Source organism: Brevundimonas naejangsanensis (assembly GCF_000635915.2).
GTDB lineage: Bacteria > Pseudomonadota > Alphaproteobacteria > Caulobacterales > Caulobacteraceae > Brevundimonas > Brevundimonas sanguinis.
Window position 1 is genome coordinate 2,435,682 of sequence record NZ_CP015614.1, and the last position, 18,907, is coordinate 2,454,588.

Consider the following 18,907-nt stretch of genomic DNA (forward strand, 5'->3'; position numbering starts at 1 on the left):
GGGGAGACTAGCTCAGAATTTCGGGCGGAACAGGCCCTTGGGCGAGGCGGTGAAGATTTCCAGCCCGTCCTCGGTCACGCCGATCGAGTGTTCGCACTGCGACGACAGCGATTTGTCGCGGGTCACGGCGGTCCAGCCGTCCGACAGCACCTTCACGGCCGGCTTGCCCAGATTCACCATCGGCTCGACGGTGAAGAACATGCCCGGCTTCAACACCGCGCCCTCGCCGCGACGGCCGTAGTGCAGGACGTTGGGGCTGTCGTGGAAGACCCGGCCGATGCCGTGGCCGCAGAAGTCGCGCACTACGCTCATGCGCTGGGCCTCGACGAATTTCTGGATGGCGAACCCGATGTCGCCGAAGGTGTTGCCCGGCTTGATCTGGGCCAGGCCGAGATCCAGCGAGTCATAGGTGACGTCGATCAGCCGCTTGGCGCGGGCGTTGATCTCGCCGACCGCATACATGCGGCTCGAATCGCCATGCCAACCGTCGACGATCACGGTGTGGTCGATGTTGACGATGTCGCCTTCCTTCAGGACCTTGTCGCCGGGAATGCCGTGGCAGACGACGTGGTTGATCGAGGTGCAGACCGTCTTGGTGTAGCCCTTGTAGCCCAGGCAGGCGGGCGTGCCGCCGTTGTCCAGGGTGAACTCGCGCACCAGATCGTCCAGCTCGCCCGTGGTCACGCCCGGCTTCACATGCTCGCCGATCATGTCCAGCGCCTCGGCGACCAGGCGGCCGGCCTTGCGCATGCCCTCGAACCCTTCCGCGTCATAGATGCGGATTTCGTGGCTGCGGACGAAGACGTCGGTTTCCAGGTCGGGGGTCTCGTACATGCTTGGCTTTCGGGGAGGCGCGCTCCGCAATCAGGCGGACCGGGCGAAGAAACGGCTTTCAGGACTTCAGATGGTCAGACTAGCACAAAACCTCAAGCCCGTCAGGGTTCGCCGCTGACGCAGGGGCCTTGGTTTCCTATCTAGGGGCCATGTCCAAGCTCTCGCCCTCTCCCACCGCCGCCGTCCTGATCATCGGCGATGAAATCCTGTCAGGCCGCACCCGTGACAGCAATATGAACACCCTGGCCCGCTTCCTGGCCCCGCTGGGCGTCGATCTGATGGAGGCCCGGGTGGTCGGCGACCGTCAGGACCAGATCGTCGCGGCACTGAACGCCCTGCGCGCCGCGCACGACTATGTCTTCACCACCGGCGGCATCGGCCCGACCCACGACGACATCACCGCCGACGCCGTCGGCGCGGCCTTCGGCGTGCCGGTCAGCGAACACCCCGAGGCGCTCGCCATCCTCGAGCGCCGCTATGCGCCCGGCGAGTTCAACGCCGCCCGCCGCCGCATGGCCCGCGTGCCTGAAGGCGGCGTCCTGATCGCCAATCCGGTCAGCGGCGCGCCCGGCTTCCAGGTCGACAACGTCTTCGTCATGGCGGGCGTGCCCAAGATCATGGAGGCCATGCTCGACGACGTGGCGCCGCGCCTGAAGACCGGCTCTCCGGTGCATAGCCGCAGCCTTCGCGTCACCGGCGTGGGCGAAGGCGCGGTGGCCGACATCCTGCGCGCCGCCGCTGAGGCGCGGCCTCACCTGTCCTTCGGCTCCTACCCTTTCGGCTTCAGCGGGGACCATAAGCCCAGCGAGATCGGCACCCAGCTGGTCATCCGCGGGAGGAACCAGCCCGAAGTTGACGCGGCGGAACACGATTTATCCGCCGACCTGCGTTCGGCAGGCATCGAAATTGCCCCTACGTAACCTCACTAAGGTGTGAAATTGCGCACCTTTTGCGCCACGCTTTTGCCGGGAAGCCGTCCGACACCAGCCTTGGACGCAACGCTTTCATGACACGGACGCTGTGATGGCGGCGTGGCGGCTCTCCCCGAACAAAGGCCGTCCGCTTTCAATGGCCGGCCCTCGACATAGGTGAAGCGTAAATGACCCCCAGGAACATGGCCCGCCTCGGCGGCCTGGCTCTGACCACCGCCCTGATGACGGGCGTGGCGGCCCCGGCCCTCGCCGGCTCCTTCTATCTGCAGGAACAGTCCGTGCGCGGCGCCGGCCGCGCCTTCTCCGGCGAGGCCGCCGATCGCGGCGTCGGCTCTCTGTGGTGGAATCCCGCCTCGATCGCGCGCAGCGGTCGCGAACTTTCCGTCGGCCTGCACGCCATCAAGATCGACTCAGAGGTGCGCAACACCGGTTCCTACGTCACCTATCCGGGCGGCGTGGACGTGCCGGTGGTCAACCCGCGCAACACCGAGGTTGATCCGATCGAAAGCGGCCTGGTCCCGAACTTCGCTTTCGCCACCCCGATCGGCGACCGCCTCGCCCTGGGCGTCTCGGTGGCGGCCCCGTACAACTTCACCACCAAGTACGAGCAGGGCTCCTTCGCGCGCTATGACGCCCTGACCTCGGAGCTGCGTTCGGGCGACGCCAGCCTGACCCTGGCCTATCAGGTCAACGACTGGCTGGACGTCGGCGCCGGGTTGAACGCCCAGTACGTCAAGGCCAAGCTGACCTCGGCCATGCCGTCGGTCTCGCCCCTGCTGCCGGACGGCTCCTCCTCGCTGGAAGGCGACGGCTGGGACTTCGGCTGGAATGTCGGCGCCCAGGTCCACAAGGGCCCGTGGGACTTCGGCCTGTCCTACCGCTCCAAGATCGAGCATGAGCTGGACGGGGATATCGCCATCGCCCTGACCGGCCCCCTGGCGCCCAACAGCGTCAGCACCAGCGGCACGGCCAGCTTCAACACCCCGTGGTTCGCCTCGGCCTCGGTGCGTTACGCCGTCAACGACAAGCTGACGCTGAACGCCCAGGTCAACCGCATCGGCTGGTCCGAGTTCCAGGCCATCACCGTCGAATATCCGAACGGCGGCGACGTCATCCATCAGAACTACAAGGACGTCACCACCGGCGCCATCGGCCTGGACTACGCCCTCAGCGACAAGACCACCCTGCGCGCCGGCGTCGGCTATGACCCGACCCCGACCCGCGACAGCCTGCGCACGGCCCGCATTCCGGACGCCGACCGCTGGCTGTTCTCGGTCGGCGGGTCGACCGAGGTGACGCCGGGCGTGACCTTCGATGCAGGCCTGACCTACATCGCCTTCAGCGACTCGACGATCCGCGACGACCGCGCCTTCTACGCCGGCACCCCGGCGGCCGTGACCTCGCACCTGCGCGGCGAGGCCGAAGGTTCGGCCCTGGTAGCCTCGATCGGCGCCCGCTGGGCCTTCTGATCTTCGCCTGAGCGCGTTTGGTGGCGCCAACGCCCCTCCCCCCGCTCGAGGGGGAGGGGTTTTTTGTGTCTGGCCTTCAGTCCTCGATCACATCGTTCGAGCCGACGCCGCCCAGCCGCCAGTAGCCGGCGACCTTCATCCATTTCGGGTTGAACGGCCGGGCGGCCAGCAGCGCCGCGCGCATCGAGCGGGCGACCGAGGATTCGCAGGCGACCCAGACATAGGCGTCGGCCGGGTCGATCCGCTTCGCCGCCGCGACCGCCGCCGCCGTCAGCGCTTCGGCGCGGCCGCGCGGGCCGCCGTTGCGATGGACCCAGACGATCTCGACATCCGCCGGACTGGGCAGGTCCAGTTCGCCGGACGCATCGTTGACCTCGATGCAGGCGATGGCGCGCGCGCTTTTCGGCAGCTCCTCCAGACGGCGGGCGATGGCGGGGATCGCCGTCTCGTCGCCGACCAGCAGGTGCTCGGCGAAGCTCGTCGGGACCAGGAAGGACCCGCGCGGCCCGCCCAGGCCCAACTCGTCCCCGGGCTGCGCGTCCTCGGCCCAGGCGGTGGCCGGGCCGCCGTGGCCGACAGCGAAGTCGATGGTCAGCCGACGATTGGCGGCGTCGAAGAGGCGCGGAGTGTAGTCGCGCGCCACCGGCCGGGGGTCCGGGAACACCGGCCCGTCGGGCCCCAGCGTCGGCAGCACCAGCGGCTCGCCGCGCGGCGCGGGGAAGATCTTCACGTGGTCGTCGAAACCGGGGCTGAAGAAGCCCTCCAGTTCGTCGCCGGTCAACACGACGCGCTTGAGGACCGGGGTCAGCTGCTCGACGGCTTCGACACGGGCGCGGCGGAATTTCAGCTCATGGCGCACGCGGCGCGGTTGTCGCAACAGGGCGTTGCTCATGCCTGTCTCACCTTTTCGGCTGCGGCTTCGATCATGTCGGCCAGAGCCTCGACCTGGGCTTCGCTGAGCGGCGGCTCCTGGGTCAGGCGATCATGCGTCGCGGCGCGGAAGGCCTCGATGGCCTGGGCGATGCGCGCCGGCCGGTCGGCGCGGCCGCCCAAGGCCTTCATCTTGCGCTCGGCGTGGGCCAGGGCCTCGGCGTTTTCCACCAGCAGGCGACGGCCTTCGTCGGTGACGGCGTAGCGCTTCTTGCCGCCGTCGGCGACGGCGTTCACGGCGCCCATGTCTTCCAGCAGCGCGAGGCTGGGATAGATGACGCCGGGGCTGGGCGCATAGGCCCCGCCTACTCGCGCCTCGATGGCCCTGATCAGTTCATAACCGTGGCTGGGCTTGTCCGCGATCAGCGACAGCAGCACCCAACGCAGGGCGCCGTGTTCGAACATGCGGCCGCCGCCGCGTCGTCCGTGACCCTCGCCGCGCATCCGGCCCTCGCCCGTCCGCCGGGCTTCCGGGCGCATCGTCCGGCCGTAGCCGCCGCAACCCAAGCCGCGCTCGGGTCCGTGCTGGCCCATGCCGTGGCCGCGCCTTCCAATCCTCTTGGACCCTCTCATCTCTTCTTTTCTCTCATTTAGATATATCGAACTGGCAAACAGATATATCTGAATAAGCCAGGCGCAAGACCCCTTCCCTGAAAAAAACGGCGCCCTAGATTGCAGGGATGGACACCATCGCCGCCCGCTGGGCTCGGTTGCAGCCGCATGTGCAGATCGTCGGACCTGACGACGACCGCCCGCGCCCGACGGTCCTGCTGTTCCACGGTTGCGGCGGTCTGCGCAGCCATCTCCCGCGCTATGCCGAGGCGGCGAAAGCGGCCGGCTGGCGCGCCGCCATCATCGATTCCTATGGTCCGCGCGGCTGGGGCCGGGCGTTGACGCTGACCACGGTGTGCACCGGCGTGCTGTTCCGGGGATATGAGCGGGCCGGCGATGTCCTGGCCGCCATCCACGGCCTGTCGCAGCGGCCGGACGTGGAGGCTTCCCAACTGGCCCTGGCGGGCTGGAGCCACGGCGGATGGGCCATCATGGAGATGATGAGCGAGACGCCCGCCCCGCGCCGCCTAGGCGTCGCCGACCCGGACGCCGTCGCCCTGTCAGGGGTCAAGGCCGTGTTTCTGGCCTATGCCTATATCGGCCCGTGGGCCTTCAACCGGATGAAGCCGTGGCGCCATCACCCGCGCGTCCTGGCCCTGACGGCGGGGCGCGATCACCTGACGACGGTGCGCAACGCGGAACGGGTCAACTCCATGATCCGCGCGGGCGGGGCGCAGGTCGAAAGCTGGGTCGCAGACGGCACCCACGCCTTTGACGAACCGACCAACAACGGGCCGATGCGCCACCACCCCGACCTGACCGAGGAGGCCCTGCGCCGGTTCGGAGCCTTCCTGCAGCACCGCGGCTCAGGTCAGCGAGGCTCGATCCTGACCTCGGCGCGGATCGAGTTGGCGATGTAGCAGCTGTCGTGGGCGCGATGGTGCAGCTCGGCGAGGGCCGCCGCGTCCGGCGACGTGTCGCCTGACCAGATGACGGAGGGGCGCAGCGTCACCTCGGTGATCGACACCCTGCCGCGCTCGTCCTGGCCCAGCGTTCCCTCGGCGTCGTCGCGATAGCTGTCGACGATGAAGCCGTCCTTGCGGGCGTAGGCCAGGAAGAACAGCATGTGGCAGCTGGACAGGGCGGCGACCAGGGCTTCCTCGGGATCGACCGCCGTCTCGTCCGACAGGGGCGGCGGCAACAGGGCCGAGGGCGCGGACGAACCGCGCACCACGGCCCCGCCGTCGAAGCGCCAGTCATGGCCGCGACCGTATTTGTTGTCGCTGAACGGCTGCTCGCCTCGGCGCCATTCGACCGTCGCCCGATGCACGCTCATGTCCGCTCCTCCTGAGCCTCGCCCAGCAAGGTATAGGTCATGCGCGCCCGGGCCTGAAATCCCAGGCCGCGATAGAAGGCGATCGTCGCCTCATGCTCGGCGAAGGCGTGCAGGAAGGCCGCCTCGCCGGAGGCCAAAACCTCGCCGACCACCGCGCGCGACAGAGCCGCCGCATAGCCTTGGCCGCGATGATCCGGGTGGGTGCAGACGCCGCTCAGTTCGGTGAAACCGTCCACCCGCAGCCGCCGCCCCGCCATGGCGACCAGCTCGCCCTCGCGCTTGACGCCGATGAACGGACCCAGCTTGCGCGTCTGCGAGCGGAAGGGACCAGGCCGCGTCAGGGTCGCCAGCGCCAGCATCGCCGGCGCGTCAGCCTCGTCCAGCACCTCGATGACGTCGTCCAGCCGCGGGCCTTCCAAGCCGAGGGGCGTCAGGGCCGTCGCCGTCATCTGCACCAGGCCGACCCGCGCGGCGATCACGGCGCCGTCGGGCAGGACGTCGACCATCGGCCCGTCCTCGCGCTCGACCAGCCCCCCGCCGGGATGGCGGCGGTCCAGCTCGGTCAGCGCCCGGCGGCTGTCCGGCGTCGCGTCGGCCGCCGCCAGGAACACCCCGATCTCAGGGTCGATGCGCACGGCGGCCGCTCCGGAATCCGGCGTGGCGAAAGGCGACAGACGCGTGGTCAGGGCGTTGAACACCGCCCGATCAAGAGGATGGCTCATGCCTCGACGCTCTAGGCGCGACGGCGCGGCGACGGAAGCGAGACTCGCAACGCCGCGTCCGAAACCCGCCGCTCAGCCCAGAAGCCTCAACCCTGCCAGAAGCCGACGATCTTCTTGACCTCGGCGATGGTCGGCTCGGCCACTTCGCGCGCCTTTTCGGCGCCGGCGGCCAGGGCGCGGTCGATCTCGGCCGGGTCGGCCATCAGGCGGCGCATTTCGGCGGTGACATTGGCCATCGACGACACAGCCAGCTCGGCCAGCTTCGGCTTGAAGGCGCCGAAGCCCTGACCCGCGAACTCGGCCAGCACCGCCTCGCGCGTCGTGTCGGCCAGGGCGGCGTAGATGGCCACCAGGTTCTTGGCCTCGGGCCGGCCTTCCAGGCCCTCGACCGTTTCCGGCAGCGGCTCCATGTCGGTCTTGGCCTTGCGGACCTTGTTGGCGATGGCGTCGGCGTCGTCGGTCAGATTGATGCGCGACAGGTCCGAGGGGTCGGACTTGGACATCTTGGCCGCGCCGTCGCGCAGGGACATCACCCGCGTCGCCGGCCCCTGGATCAGCGGCTCGGGCAGGGGGAAGTAGCCGGGCGTCCCGAAGTCGTTGTTGAACTTCTGGGCGATGTCGCGGGTCAGCTCCAGATGCTGCTTCTGGTCCTCGCCGACCGGCACCTCGGTCGCCTTGTAGAGCAGGATGTCCGCCGCCTGCAGCACCGGATAGGTGTAGAGGCCGACGCTGGAGCGTTCCTTGTGCTTGCCCGACTTCTCCTTGAACTGGGTCATCCGGTCGAGCCAGCCGAGGCGGCCGACGCAGTTGAAGATCCAGGCCAGTTCGGCGTGGGCGGGCACGGCTGACTGCGGAAAGATGACGGCCTTGGCCGGGTCCAGGCCCGAGGCCAGATAGGCCGCCGCGATCTCGCGCGTCTGGGCGGCCAGCTTCTCGGGCTCCTGCCACACGGTGATGGCGTGCATGTCGGCGACGAAGACGAACAGGGGCGCGCCCGTCTCCTGAAGTTCAGTGAAGCGTTTCAGCGCGCCCAGATAGTTGCCCAGGTGCAGGGCGCCCGAGGCCTGGATGCCGGACAGGATGCGGCGCGGGCCGGTGTATTGGGCCGGGGTCTGGTCAGTCATGATAGCGAATCTCGGAAGTCGAAAGGCGAATGTCGGCGCACGGTTTCGCGTGCGAAAGGCGGGCGTGCGGACGCCCGGGGCGGCGGATCAGCCGCGCCATCGTCCGTGAGCGAGAAATCGTCCCGAAAGCGCCATGCCCTCGCGCTTATCGGTTCGGGCTGCGAAGGGCAAGCTCACCGCGACCGCCGCACCAGGCCCTTGACCTCGGCCATCGTCACGGCGCGCGTCAGGAAGGCCAGCGCGACATAGGCCAGGCCGCCCGCCGCAACGACCAGCAGCAGGGTGATCTCCTTGGCGCCGTGGCTCGAACCCGCCATCGCCAGCAGGTCGGCGACCGGCGCCTGCAGCATCGGCCGCGCCCAGGACGCCGCGCCGACCACCGCCGCCAGCCCCGCGCTGGCCAGGGCGATGCGGCCCAGACGCCAGACGGCGCGCGGGCTGGGCCGGTAGTGCTCGCGCCGCCACAGGGTTGCGCCCAGAAGCAGCACATTGGTCCAGGCCGAGGCGCTGACCGCCGCGGCGATGCCGGCCACCCCCATGCCCAGGTTGAACAGGCCGATGGCCAGCACGGCGTTCACCGCCACCGAGGTCAGGGCGAAGACCATGGGCCGGCGCGTGTCGCCCCGCGCAAAGAAGGCAGGGGCCAGAATGCGGATCAGCACGAAGGCGGGCACGCCCCAGCCGAAATGCAGCAGAGCCCGAGCGGTGTTGACGGCGTCGACCTGCAAGAAGGCGCCGCGCGTGAACAGGGCGTCGATCAGGAAGTAGGGCATGGCCATCAGGGCCGCCGCCGCCGGCAGAGTCAGGGCCATGGACAGGATCAACGCCTCGTCCATCGACGCCTGCTGCTGAGCGTGGTCCCTGGAGGCCACCGCCGACGACAGCTTGGGCAGAAGGGCGATGCCGATCGCCACCCCGACCAGACCCAGCGGCAGCTGGTACAGCCGGTCCGCCGTCGCCAGCCAGGTGCGCCCGCCGTCGACGAAGCTGGACAGGTTGCCGGAGATGAAGACGTTGATCTGGGTGGCGCTGTTGCCGATGGCGGCGGGAACGGCGGTGATGATGATGGCCTTCACCGCCGGCGTCATTTTCGGCGGGCTGAGGCGGATGTTCGCCCCCGCCCTGCGCGCCGCCCACCAGCACAGGCCCGCCTGCGCCACGCCCGCGACCAGCACGGCCCAGGAGGCGGCGTAGGCGGCCTCGATCTGATCGCCCTTCACCGGGATGACGGCGGCCAGCATGATCAGGTTCAGCAGGATCGGATAGGCGCCCGAAACGATGAACCGCCCCCTCGCGTTCAGCACCCCGCTAAGCAGGGCGGCGATGGCCATGCAGGGCAGGTAGGGCATGGTGATTTGGGTCAGGATCACCGCCAGCTTGAAGCGGGCCGGATCATCCAGGAAACCGATGTTGATGACCGTCATCAGCCACGGCATGGCCAGCTGGGCGACCAGGGTCAGGGCCACGGTGACGGCGGCCACGGCGGCCAGGGCGTCCGTCGCCACCTTGTCGGCCGCCGCCTCCCCCTCGCTCTTCAGCGTCTTGGCGTAGGCGGGCACGAAGGCGGCGGCGAAGGCCCCTTCGGCGAAGATGCGCCGGAACAGATTGGGGAAGTTCAGCGCCGTGTAATAGGCGTCGGCCGCCGGTCCGGCCGAGGCGCCCAGCGCCGCCGTGATGACCAGGTCGCGCGCGAACCCGGCCAGACGGCTGAGCAGGGTCATGGCGCTGAAGATGGCGGAAGACCGCGCCACCCCGCCCGCCTTGGGCTTGGCCGTCGCAGCGGAGGCCGGCGGCTGGACCACCGGCTCGACCGTGGCGTTTGCGGCAGAGATCGGCGCGGCCGGTTCGATGGGATCGGTGTTATCGTTCACGGCTGTTCCTGCGCTCGGTCCCGAAACGCCTTAGCGCGCCTGCGGGCCGCTGGATACGGGCGAGCGGCCCAGCGCGCCTTCCAGATCCGACACATCGCGCACGCTGGCGCGCACAGGGGTGATGCTGCGCCCGGCGGGGCCTTGCGGCGCGCGATCCAGCACCTCCAGCAGGTCCGCCTTCAAGGCCTCCAGCTTCGCCTTGTCCTTGGGTTTCCGGCCGTCGGCGTCGGTGATGTAGAAGCCGTCCACCGCCCGCTCGCCGAAGCTGGCGACGTGGGCCGAGCGGGTCGAATAGCCGTGCATCGAGATCGTCCGCGCCAGATCCGCCAGCAGGCCAGGCCGGTCGGCGCCGGACACCTCGACCACCACGGCGCTGGTCCCGGTGTCGGCGTCGATGCGCACCACCGGCCGCACATCGAAGACGGCGCGGCGGGCGCTGACGCGCGGCGCCTGCATGGCCGAGGTCCGCGCCCCTTTCAGCACCGCCCGCTCCATCGCCTTGACCAGAATGGCCAGCCGTCGCGGCTCGCGCCCGCCATAGGGTTCGCCCGCCCCGTCCTGAATCTCGAACACGTCCAGCGCCATGCCGTCCTCGGCCGTGGCCAGCCGCGCGCCCACCACGTCGGCGCCGGCCATCGACAGCGTGGCCGCCAGATCGGCGAACAGGCCGGGCCGGTCGCGCGCCGCCACGGCCACGCGGGCGGTGGATTCCAGCGGCCCCTCGGCGGGCAAGGCCTCGACCGCCGCTCCCTCTCGCCGCGCCCGTTCGACCAGGGCCGGATGGTCAGCCAGAGGGTCTTCGCGCGTCACGGCGTCGCCCCGGAACAGGGCCTCGGTGGCCTCGAACAGAGCGCGCATCAACTGCCCTTTCCAGCCGTTCCACACCCCCGGCCCGACGGCGCGGATGTCGGCCACGGTCAGCACCATCAGCATGCGCAGGCGCTCTGGATCCCCTACCGCTTCAGCGAAGGCGCGCACGGTCGAGGGATCGGACACGTCGCGCTTCTGGGCGTAGTCGCTCATCAGCAGATGATGGCGCACCAGCCAGACGACCAGCTCGATCCGGCGCGGATCGACGCCCAGCCGCTCGCAGGCCCGGCGCGCGGCGATGGCCCCGTCCTCCAACTGGCCCCGGTCGCCGCCCTTGCCCACGTCGTGCAGCAGCATGGCCAGCATCAGCGCCTCGATATCGGCGATGCGGGGCACGATGGCGGTCGAGGCCGGGTGGTCGGCCTTCAGCTTGCCGCGCGCGATGTCGTTGATGACGCCCACCGCCTGCAGGGTGTGCTCGTCCACCGTATAGGCATGGTACATGTTGAACTGGGTCTGGCCGACGATTCGTCCCCATTCGGGCAGGAAGCGTCCCAGCAACCCCGTCTCGTTCATGATCGACAGGACGCGATAGGGCCGCTGGCCATGCGCCAGCACCGTCAGGAACGCCTCGGCCGCGCGCGGGTCGCGCCGCAGGGCGGGCGTCACCAGCGTCAGCGAGCGGATCACGGCGGCGAAGGCGTCAGGATGCAGGTCCAGGTCCAGCCGGTCCGCCTCGACGAACAGCATCAGCAGCCGCGCCGGGTCCCGGGCGAAGACATTGGCGCCCGTCACGGTCAGCCGCCCCTCCTCCACCGCCAGGCCGTCAAAGGCGAGCCTGACCCGGCGGCGGCGGATCAGCCGCGACAGGCCGCGCGCCAGCCCTTCCGCCTTCTTCTGCTGGCGCGCCTCCAGCTGGGCCGAGACGGCGCGGGTCAGGGCGCCGACCTCGCGCGCGACCTGGAAATAGCGGCGCATGAAGCGCTCGACCGCCAGTTCGTCGCCGCGCCCGCGCCAGCCCATGCGCCGGGCGATCTCGGGCTGGACGTCGAAGGTCAGCTTTTCCTCAGGCCTTCCCGCGACCAGATGCAGCAGGATGCGCACCCGCCACAGGAACCCGATCGCCTCGCGGAAGCTGCGCAGCTCTCGGGCGGTCAGCAGGCCCTCCAGCGCCGCCTGCCCTCGCTCGCTGTCGGGCGCCAGGGAGCGGGCGATCCAGAACAGGGTGTTGAGGTCGCGAAGACCGCCCTTGCCGTCCTTGATATTGGGCTCAACGCGGTAGCGGACGGCGCCGGTTTTCTGCAGGCGCACGTCGCGCTCGGACATCTTGGCGGCGATGAAGGGGCGCGGGTCGGCGCGGGCGACTTCGCTACGGAACCGCTTCAGCAGGCTTTCGCCCAGGCCTGCATCCCCCGCCAGCACCCGCGCCTCCAGCAAGGTGGTGCGCACCGTCATGTCGTCGCGCGCCAGAGCCAGAGTCTCGCCGATGGAGCGGAAGGCCGAGCCGACCTTCAACCCCAGATCCCACAGGACATAGTGGACGAACTCGACCACCGCCTGGGCGCGCGGACTGATCGCCTGCCCCGGCCGCAGGAACAACAGGTCGAGGTCCGAAAACGGCGCCAGCCCCCCGCGCCCATAGCCGCCGACCGCCAGCAAGGTCAGCCGTTCGTCCGGGGCCGGATGGACCTGTTCGGTCGCGAACCGCCACAGGCTGGTGAGCAGGGCGTCGGCGGCCTCGGCGTAGAGGCGCGCCGCTTCGGCGCCGTCGGCGGCGCTTTCGGCGCGGCGGGCGGCGCGGGCGCGGTCGGCGTCCAAACTTTCACGCAAAAGCGCGGTGACGGCGGCGCGCGGGTCCGGCGCCGAGGCGGCGTCGAGAACAGCGGACGGGAGCGGGGGCGAGGCGGTCACGGAAGAAACATAGCACGCTCCCTATCTACCGCTCATCCCGGCGGACGCCGGGACCCAGTCCTTTGCTTCAAGCGCTCGCTTGGACACTGGCAGCTTCATCTCACCGATGGAGGACGAAGCTCTCACTGGGTCCCGGCGTCCGCCGGGATGAGTGGTTTTTTAGGTCTTAGCCAGCCCCTTCAGCCGATACAGCGCCTCCAGCGCCTCGCGCGGGGTCAGGTCATCAGGGTCGATGGCGGCGATGGCCTCGTCCAGCAGGGACTTCATCGGCGGCGGGGGCGGTTCGGCGGCGGCGGCGAACAGCGGCAGGTCGTCCAGACGGGCGGTCGCCGCTTTTTCATTCTCCAGCCGCTCCAGCACCTCGCGGGCGCGGCCGACGACGGCGGTTGGCACCCCCGCCAGACGCGCCACCTGCACGCCGTAAGAACGATCCGCCGCCCCGGGCGCCGCCTCGTGCAGGAAGACCAGTTCGCCGTTCCACTCCTTGGCCTTCATCGACAGGTTGCAGACGTGGTCCAGCCGCTCCTCCAGCCGCGCCAGCTCATGATAGTGGGTGGCGAACAGGGTGCGCGCGCGGTTGGTCTCGTGCAGGGCCTCGGCCGTGGCCCAGGCGATGGCCAGGCCGTCGTAGGTGGCGGTGCCGCGCCCGATCTCGTCCAGCACGACGAAGCTGCGCTCCGTCGCCTGGGTCAGGATGGCGGCCGTCTCGACCATCTCCATCATGAAGGTGGAGCGGCCGCGCGCCAGATCGTCGCCGGCCCCGACGCGACTGAACAGACGGTCGACCACGCCCAGCTTCATCGACCGCGCCGGCACGAAGGCCCCGGCCTGCGCCAGCACCACCAGCAGGGCGTTCTGGCGCAGGAAGGTCGACTTGCCCGCCATGTTCGGTCCCGTGACGATGGACAGGCGCGAGGCCCCGACGCCGTCGCCCGCCAGCTGGCAGTTGTTCGGCGTATAGGGCTGGCCCTGCGCCTTCACCGCCGCCTCGACCACCGGGTGGCGGCCCGCCTCGACGGCGAAGCACAGGCTGTCATCGACGCTGGGGCGCACGGCCCCGACCTCTTCGGCCCATTCGGCCAGGGCGGCGTGGGCGTCCAGTTCGGCCAGGGCCTCGGCTGCGCCCTGCAGCGGCCCGGCCAGACGTGCGACCTCGCGGCGCCAGCCCTCGAAGGTGTCGGCCTCGATGGCCAGGGCGCGGTGCCCGGCCTGGCTGATCTTGGCGTCCAGCTCGGACAGTTCGACCGTGGTGAAGCGCACCTGATTGGCCAGGGTCTGGCGGTGGATGAAGGGGCTGTCCGGCCCGGCGCGCAACAGGCCTTCGGCCGCCTTGGCGCTGGTCTCGAGGAAATAGCCGAGGACGGCGTTGTGGCGCACCTTGAAGGCGACGCCGCTGTCGGCGACCGCCTTGGCTTCCAGCTCGGCGATGATCTTGCGGCTGTCGTCGCGCAGGGTGCGGGCGGCGTCCAGTTCGGGCCGATGGCCGGGGTTCACATAGCCGCCATCGCGCGCCAGATGCGGCGGCTCATCCATCAAGCCGTCGGCCAGTTCGGCCAGAAGGTGCGACAGCTCGCCCTCAAGCGCTAGCCGGTCGAGGCAGGCCGTGACTCGCGCCGGCGGCCCGGTCAGCGGGTCGTTGGCGCAGGCGGCGAACAGGGCGCTCAGGCCCTGCGCCGTCGTCAACCCCGAGCGGATCGCCGCCAGATCGCGCGGCCCGCCGCGGCCCAGAGCCAGGCGCGAGGTCGCCCGCGCCACATCGGCCGAGGCGCGCAAGGCGTCGCGCAGGTCGCGTCGCAGATCGCGCCGCTCCAACAACCACTCCACGGCGTCCAGCCCGGCGTTGATCGCCGCCGGATCGCGCAAGGGCCGCGAGATGCGTTCGGCCAGCGCCCGCGCCCCGCCCGAGGTCACGGTGCGGTCGATGGCGTGCAGCAGACTGCCGTCGCGCTCGCCCCGTTGTGTGCGGTCGATCTCTAAGCTGAGGCGCGTCGCCGGATCGATAGCGAGAAAGCCGCTCTCGCCCGAGCGGCGCGGCGGGGTCAGGGCGGGAATCCTGCCCGCCTGCGTCGTCTCCAGATAGGCGGCGATCAGGCCCAGGGCCGAAATCTCGACCTCTTCGAAGGCCCCGAAACCGTCCAGCGCCGAGACGCCGTAGAGCCGCTGCACCCGGTCCTTCGCCCCGACCGGCTCGGCCAGGGCCTGGGGCATGGCCTGGACCACCCCGCCGGAACCGTCCAGCGCCCCTTTCATCGTCTCGTCCGAGAACAGGCGGTCGGGAACCAGCACCTCGGACGGCCGGAACGCCGCCAACGCCGCGCCCAGATCGTTGAGTTCGCAGGCGACCGAATCCACCACGCCCGCCGACAGCTCGACCACCGCCACGGCGGCCCTGCCCTTGCGGATCGCCACGGCCGCCAGCCGGTTGGCGCCGCGCGCGTCCAGCAGCGTGTCCTCGGTCAGTGTGCCGGGCGTCACCACCCGCACGATGTCGCGGTGGACCACGGCCTTGGAGCCGCGCTTCTTCGCCTCGGCCGGGTCTTCCAGCTGTTCGCAGACGGCGACCTTGAAGCCCTGACGGATCAGCCGCGCCAGATAGCCGTCCATGGCGTGGACCGGCACCCCGGCCATGGGGATGTCCTCGCCCTGGTGCTTGCCGCGTTTGGTCAGGGCGATGCCCAGCGCCGCCGCCGCCTTCTGCGCGTCCTCGAAGAACAGTTCGTAGAAGTCGCCCATGCGGAAGAACAGCATGGCGTCGGGCTGTGTAGCCTTGACCGACAGGTATTGGGCCATGACCGGCGTGGTTCCGGCGTCAGGCTTGAGGTCGGTTTTGGCCAAGGTCTTGGGGGGATGGGAAAGCGGCGCGTTCATCTGACCCGCAGGGTGGCGGATCGGGACGGCGGCCTCAAGCGCGGGCGGCGCCCCTCATGCACAGGCGAAGGACCGCCTGTGGACAGCTTTGTGGATCAGGCCGCGCTGACGAGGCGCAGGCGCGGGCGCGAGGCCAGGGCGGCGGGGGTCTCGTCCAGCGCCAGGGCGTCCCAGTCGATGTCGGGGCGCGGGGCGTGGGAGGCGGCGATGATGGCGCGCAGTTCGGCTGATGAGGCCACGCTGGCGATGACCGAGGCCACGCCCGGCAGGGTCAGGGCGTAGGCCAGGGCCGCCTGCATCGGATCGACCCGCGCCTCGGCCAGACGGCGGCGCGTGCGGGACAGGGCTATGCCGTGGGCGGCCAGTTCGGGCGGCAGGCTCTCGCGGTTGGCGAACAGCAGGCCCTGCGCAAAGACCGAGGCCAGATGCACTTCAATCCCTTGGCTGGCCAGAGCGGCGATGACGCCGGAACGCGCCGCGCGCTGATCCAGGATGTTGCAGGTCAGTTGCACCACGTCGGGCTGGAAGCGGCGCGCCAGCAAGGCCGGGCCGTCCTCGACCGTGGCGATGAAGCCGACCTTGCGGAAGACGCCGCGATCCTTCAGCGCCTGCAGCCGGTCCCACAGGACGCGGCCCTCGGCGCCGGCCAGATCGCCAGCGTTCTGCACCAGAACAGCGTCGCCGCGCGGCAAGCCCATACGCTCCAGCGAGCGGCGGGCGCGCGCCTCGACCCGGTCCAGACCGTCGGCCAGGGGCACGGTGCGCACGGTGACGCGGAAGGGCGAGGGGAAGGGCCAGGCCTGGCCCAGCATGCGCTCGACATCGCCTTCGGGCCGGGTGGCCACCAGGCCGATCCCGGCGTCGCCTGCGGTCTGCAGCAGATGGCGCGTCGCCTCCTCCCGCTGGCCGGGCGGCAACGGGCGAGACCGATCAGGCTCGACCACCAGGGCGATGGCGAGTTTGTCGGCCGGAGAGGGCGGAACGGCGAATCTCACGACCCCGATCATCCGTCTCAAAGCTTAAGGGAGATTGACCGAAATCAAGGTCGTTGGTGAACGAAGACGCTTAATCCGCATCCGGCTGGTTTTCCGGCAGGGCGGCGATGAAGGCGGGGTGGACTTCGGCGCGCGCCTCGATCTCCAGCAAGCGGGGGAAGGCCGCCAGATCGACGTGGAACCGCCGCGCCGAATAAAGCTGCGGGATCAGATAGCAGTCCGCCAAAGTCGGCGCCCCGCCGAAGCACCAGCCGTCGCCGTGGCGCACGACCAGGGTCTCGAGCGCCGTGAAGCCGTCGATGATCCACTGACCGGCCCAGGCGTCCACACTCGTCTGATCGGCGCCCATTCCATCGGAGGTCAGGCCTCGCACCGCCTTCAGAACCCGCAGATTGTTGAGCGGATGGATGTCGCAGCCGATCAACGCCGCCATCGCCCGCACCTGCGCCCGGCCCGCCGCGTCCGACGGCAGCAGGGGCGGCTCAGGATGGGTTTCCTCCAGCCACTCCAGGATGGCCGAGCTCTGGGTCAGCACCAGCCCGTCGTCGGTTTCCAGCGCCGGGACCAGCCCCTGCGGATTGAGCCTGAGGTAGGCGTCGGACTTCTGCGCGCCCGTGCGCAGGTCCAGCGGCGCCTGTCGATACTCCAGCTTTTTCAGATTGAGGGCGATGCGGGTGCGGTAGCTGGTGCCCGAGCGCCAGTAGCCATGCAGGATCATGATTGCACCGTGAAGCTGAGCGGGGGCAGGCCCACGATGACCGCCTCGACCCGATCGCCGGGGCTCAGGGGACCGACCCCTTCGGGCGTTCCGGTGAAGATCAGGTCGCCGGGTTTCAGCGTCCACAGTTCGGCCGCCTTGGACAGGACGCCGTCGACGTCCCAGATCATGTCCGACAGCCGACTGGACTGACGCACCGCGCCGTTGACCTTCAGCTCAATGACCGCATCCGGCGCGGGCGGCGTCAGACTTAGGGCGCCGCAGGGCGCCGACTGGTCGAAGGCCTTGCCCGCCTCCCACGGCCGCCCCTTGGCTTTCGCTTCCGCCTGAAGATCGCGCCGGGTCAGATCGACGCCGACGGCCCAGCCGATCGGCCGGGCGTCTTCGCCGAGCGCCACGACCAGTTCGACTTCGTAATGCAGGTTCTGCGTCGCCGGCGGATAGGCCGGGTCCGCCCCGTCCGCGACCAGGGCGTCGCTCGGCTTGGCGAAGAAGAAGGGGGCGGGCTTGGCCGGGTCGGCCCCCATCTCGCGGGCATGGGCGGCGTAGTTTTGGCCGACGCACAGGATGCGCCGCACGGGCAGGCGGCGCGCCTCGCCGTCGATCGGCAAGGAAGGCGTCGGAGCGGGAGGGACCAACCATTGGGTCATGGCGCTGTTCTAGAAGCGTGGCGCGCGGCGCGCCAGATGGGAAGCCGCGCTGCAGGAACCTTGATCGTCGGTGTGGCGTTCCGGGCAGGGCTTCTCTATTTAATCGTCAAGCTTACACAAGGAGCGGAGCGCGCATCATGGCCACGTCCAAGGCTCGTGAAGACATCAAGAACGACCTCAAGACCCTGAAGGAGGACCTCAAGGCCGGCGCCCGTGAGGAAACCCAGCGTCTGAAGGAAAAGGCCTCCGAGGCCGAAGCCCGCCTGCGCGAGCAGGGCGAGGAACTGCGCGAAAAGGCGCGCGGCTACTACGACGACGCCAAGGTGCGCGGTCGTGAATATTACGACGACGCCGCCGAGAAGTTCGACGAGGCCCAACGCTATGTCGTCGAACGGGTGCAGGAGCGTCCGATTCAGTCGACGGCCATCGCGCTGGGCGTCGGCGTCGTGCTGGGCTTGCTGCTGGCCGGGCGTCGGCGCTGATGATCGGCCGGGGGCTCATCAACCGCGCGGTGGCGACGTTCGTCGCCGCCGGCGCGGCCTTCGTGTCCATCGTCGCCTTGGGGGCCACGGTCTACTACCTGCTGTTGCTGGTTGTGATCCCCGTGATCGCCGCTGCCCTGACGGCGTTGCTGTTCGCCCTCATCGCGGCGATCGTCGCCCTGGTGTTCGTGCGCCGCGCCCGCGGCGACGACGATGATGAGGAAGACGCGGAGCCTGAGGGTTTGGGCGCTCGCGCCCTGCATCTGTTCCAGCAGCGTCCGGTTCTGGGCGCCGTCGCGGCCCTGGCCGGCGGCTTCATCTTCCTGCGCAATCCCGCGCTGGCGACAATGGTGGCGGCCGCCTTTACCGAAAAAAGCAGGGTTCGCCGTCGGCGCTAACGGAACAGCCAAGCCTCCGCCGCGTTGTTTCAAGCAAGCGGCGCTGACGACGGGAGTGGTCGAAAGCTCGCTCCCGTCAACATCTTAAGGAGGGTTCGCCTATGCTTCGCTGGGCTATTATTTTCTTCATCATCGCCTTGGTCGCAGCCGTTCTCGGCTTCGGCGGCATCTCGGGCATGTCGTTTGAAATCGCCAAATTCATCGCCATTATTGCGGTGATCCTGTTCGTCGTCTCCCTGGTGGTGGGCGGCATCAGGGGCCGCGGCGGACCGCGCATCTAGCGCCCGCTGCTGCTTAGAAAATCA

The 18,907-nt window shown here is 69.7% G+C and carries 18 protein-coding genes; 6 read left to right on the forward strand and 12 right to left on the reverse strand.

Translation table 11 applies throughout. The annotated features are described in order from the left end of the window. Positions 1-12: 12 nt before the first annotated feature. A complete protein-coding gene (gene map, locus DA69_RS11695; protein ID WP_025976539.1) occupies positions 13-834 on the reverse strand; it encodes a type I methionyl aminopeptidase in 822 nt (273 codons plus the stop codon). A gap of 149 nt (positions 835-983) precedes the next feature. Here map and DA69_RS11700 point away from each other — a divergent pair, with 149 nt between their 5' ends. Together DA69_RS11700 and DA69_RS11705 are read left to right on the forward strand one after the other, a co-directional pair. Beyond that, positions 984-1,754 (forward strand): competence/damage-inducible protein A, encoded by a 771-nt coding sequence (locus tag DA69_RS11700; protein WP_025976538.1) that lies wholly within the window; start codon positions 984-986, stop codon positions 1,752-1,754. Between the two features lie 179 nt (positions 1,755-1,933). Next, positions 1,934-3,235 carry an OmpP1/FadL family transporter gene (locus DA69_RS11705; protein ID WP_025976537.1) on the forward strand — a complete coding sequence of 434 codons (1,302 nt, stop codon included), beginning with the start codon at positions 1,934-1,936 and terminating at the stop codon, positions 3,233-3,235. A 76-nt stretch (positions 3,236-3,311) separates the two neighbouring features. Here the strand turns inward: DA69_RS11705 and DA69_RS11710 are convergent, their stop codons facing one another. Next, complete coding sequence (locus tag DA69_RS11710; RefSeq protein ID WP_025976536.1) at positions 3,312-4,127, reverse strand: siderophore-interacting protein; 816 nt, start codon at positions 4,125-4,127, stop codon at positions 3,312-3,314. Further along, positions 4,124-4,699, reverse strand: a complete 576-nt coding sequence (locus tag DA69_RS11715) for a PadR family transcriptional regulator (protein ID WP_235599155.1) — start codon at positions 4,697-4,699, stop codon at positions 4,124-4,126. Before DA69_RS11715 ends, DA69_RS11710 begins: the two co-directional genes overlap by 4 nt. Positions 4,700-4,845: 146 nt before the next feature. On the opposite strand from DA69_RS11715, the gene DA69_RS11720 reads away from it, so the two are divergent. Further along, entirely contained in the window at positions 4,846-5,637 is a 792-nt protein-coding gene (locus DA69_RS11720; protein ID WP_025976534.1) for a dienelactone hydrolase family protein, read from the forward strand. On the opposite strand, the gene DA69_RS11725 is transcribed toward DA69_RS11720, so the two are convergent. From DA69_RS11725 to DA69_RS11765, 9 genes are all read right to left on the reverse strand, one after another. Next, entirely contained in the window at positions 5,589-6,053 is a 465-nt protein-coding gene (locus DA69_RS11725; RefSeq protein WP_025976533.1) for an OsmC family protein, read from the reverse strand. The genes DA69_RS11720 and DA69_RS11725 overlap by 49 nt on opposite strands. Beyond that, the gene (locus tag DA69_RS11730) at positions 6,050-6,775 is read right to left on the reverse strand and encodes a GNAT family N-acetyltransferase (RefSeq protein ID WP_025976532.1); all 726 of its coding nucleotides are present in this window, start codon (positions 6,773-6,775) and stop codon (positions 6,050-6,052) included. Before DA69_RS11730 ends, DA69_RS11725 begins: the two co-directional genes overlap by 4 nt. An 86-nt stretch (positions 6,776-6,861) precedes the next feature. Beyond that, on the reverse strand, positions 6,862-7,899 hold the full coding sequence (gene trpS / locus DA69_RS11735; RefSeq protein ID WP_025976531.1) for a tryptophan--tRNA ligase: 1,038 nt from the start codon (positions 7,897-7,899) through the stop codon (positions 6,862-6,864). A gap of 173 nt (positions 7,900-8,072) precedes the next feature. Next, entirely contained in the window at positions 8,073-9,770 is a 1,698-nt protein-coding gene (gene murJ, locus DA69_RS11740) for a murein biosynthesis integral membrane protein MurJ (protein ID WP_025976530.1), read from the reverse strand. A 30-nt stretch (positions 9,771-9,800) separates the two neighbouring features. Beyond that, positions 9,801-12,491, reverse strand: coding sequence for a [protein-PII] uridylyltransferase (gene glnD / locus DA69_RS11745; RefSeq protein ID WP_025976529.1), 2,691 nt, complete (start codon positions 12,489-12,491; stop codon positions 9,801-9,803). A 159-nt stretch (positions 12,492-12,650) separates the two neighbouring features. Next, positions 12,651-15,281 carry a DNA mismatch repair protein MutS gene (gene mutS / locus DA69_RS11750; protein WP_419177572.1) on the reverse strand — a complete coding sequence of 877 codons (2,631 nt, stop codon included), beginning with the start codon at positions 15,279-15,281 and terminating at the stop codon, positions 12,651-12,653. Between the two features lie 173 nt (positions 15,282-15,454). Then, positions 15,455-16,354: an aldo/keto reductase gene (locus DA69_RS11755; protein ID WP_235599156.1), complete on the reverse strand. Its 900-nt coding sequence runs from the start codon at positions 16,352-16,354 to the stop codon at positions 15,455-15,457. Positions 16,355-16,424: 70 nt separating this feature from the next. Beyond that, positions 16,425-17,072 (reverse strand): maleylacetoacetate isomerase, encoded by a 648-nt coding sequence (gene maiA, locus DA69_RS11760; RefSeq protein ID WP_025976526.1) that lies wholly within the window; start codon positions 17,070-17,072, stop codon positions 16,425-16,427. Beyond that, positions 17,069-17,722: a fumarylacetoacetate hydrolase family protein gene (locus DA69_RS11765; RefSeq protein ID WP_025976525.1), complete on the reverse strand. Its 654-nt coding sequence runs from the start codon at positions 17,720-17,722 to the stop codon at positions 17,069-17,071. The genes maiA and DA69_RS11765 overlap by 4 nt, the downstream gene beginning before the upstream one ends. 137 nt (positions 17,723-17,859) lie before the next feature. Between DA69_RS11765 and DA69_RS11770 the strand changes: the two genes are divergently transcribed. The 3 genes from DA69_RS11770 to DA69_RS11780 all read left to right on the forward strand — a co-directional run bounded on the left by DA69_RS11770 (position 17,860) and on the right by DA69_RS11780 (position 18,883). Further along, the gene (locus DA69_RS11770) at positions 17,860-18,204 is read left to right on the forward strand and encodes a glycine zipper domain-containing protein (protein ID WP_003167924.1); all 345 of its coding nucleotides are present in this window, start codon (positions 17,860-17,862) and stop codon (positions 18,202-18,204) included. Further along, the gene (locus tag DA69_RS11775) at positions 18,204-18,602 is read left to right on the forward strand and encodes a hypothetical protein (protein ID WP_025976524.1); all 399 of its coding nucleotides are present in this window, start codon (positions 18,204-18,206) and stop codon (positions 18,600-18,602) included. Before DA69_RS11770 ends, DA69_RS11775 begins: the two co-directional genes overlap by 1 nt. 101 nt (positions 18,603-18,703) lie before the next feature. Next, a complete protein-coding gene (locus DA69_RS11780) occupies positions 18,704-18,883 on the forward strand; it encodes a DUF1328 domain-containing protein (RefSeq protein WP_025976523.1) in 180 nt (59 codons plus the stop codon). Positions 18,884-18,907: the final 24 nt, after the last annotated feature.

Excerpts from the sequence above, each read along its gene's own strand:
- map (WP_025976539.1), bottom strand. The coding sequence starts at position 834 with ATGTACGAGACCCCCGACCTGGAAACCGACGTCTTCGTCCGCAGCCAC.
- DA69_RS11700 (WP_025976538.1), top strand. The coding sequence starts at position 984 with ATGTCCAAGCTCTCGCCCTCTCCCACCGCCGCCGTCCTGATCATCGGC.
- DA69_RS11705 (WP_025976537.1), top strand. The coding sequence starts at position 1,934 with ATGACCCCCAGGAACATGGCCCGCCTCGGCGGCCTGGCTCTGACCACC.
- DA69_RS11710 (WP_025976536.1), bottom strand. The coding sequence starts at position 4,127 with ATGAGCAACGCCCTGTTGCGACAACCGCGCCGCGTGCGCCATGAGCTG.
- DA69_RS11715 (WP_235599155.1), bottom strand. The coding sequence starts at position 4,699 with ATGGGCCAGCACGGACCCGAGCGCGGCTTGGGTTGCGGCGGCTACGGC.
- DA69_RS11720 (WP_025976534.1), top strand. The coding sequence starts at position 4,846 with ATGGACACCATCGCCGCCCGCTGGGCTCGGTTGCAGCCGCATGTGCAG.
- DA69_RS11725 (WP_025976533.1), bottom strand. The coding sequence starts at position 6,053 with ATGAGCGTGCATCGGGCGACGGTCGAATGGCGCCGAGGCGAGCAGCCG.
- DA69_RS11730 (WP_025976532.1), bottom strand. The coding sequence starts at position 6,775 with ATGAGCCATCCTCTTGATCGGGCGGTGTTCAACGCCCTGACCACGCGT.
- trpS (WP_025976531.1), bottom strand. The coding sequence starts at position 7,899 with ATGACTGACCAGACCCCGGCCCAATACACCGGCCCGCGCCGCATCCTG.
- mutS (WP_419177572.1), bottom strand. The coding sequence starts at position 15,281 with ATGGCCCAATACCTGTCGGTCAAGGCTACACAGCCCGACGCCATGCTG.
- maiA (WP_025976526.1), bottom strand. The coding sequence starts at position 17,072 with ATGATCCTGCATGGCTACTGGCGCTCGGGCACCAGCTACCGCACCCGC.
- DA69_RS11765 (WP_025976525.1), bottom strand. The coding sequence starts at position 17,722 with ATGACCCAATGGTTGGTCCCTCCCGCTCCGACGCCTTCCTTGCCGATC.
- DA69_RS11770 (WP_003167924.1), top strand. The coding sequence starts at position 17,860 with ATGGCCACGTCCAAGGCTCGTGAAGACATCAAGAACGACCTCAAGACC.
- DA69_RS11775 (WP_025976524.1), top strand. The coding sequence starts at position 18,204 with ATGATCGGCCGGGGGCTCATCAACCGCGCGGTGGCGACGTTCGTCGCC.
- DA69_RS11780 (WP_025976523.1), top strand. The coding sequence starts at position 18,704 with ATGCTTCGCTGGGCTATTATTTTCTTCATCATCGCCTTGGTCGCAGCC.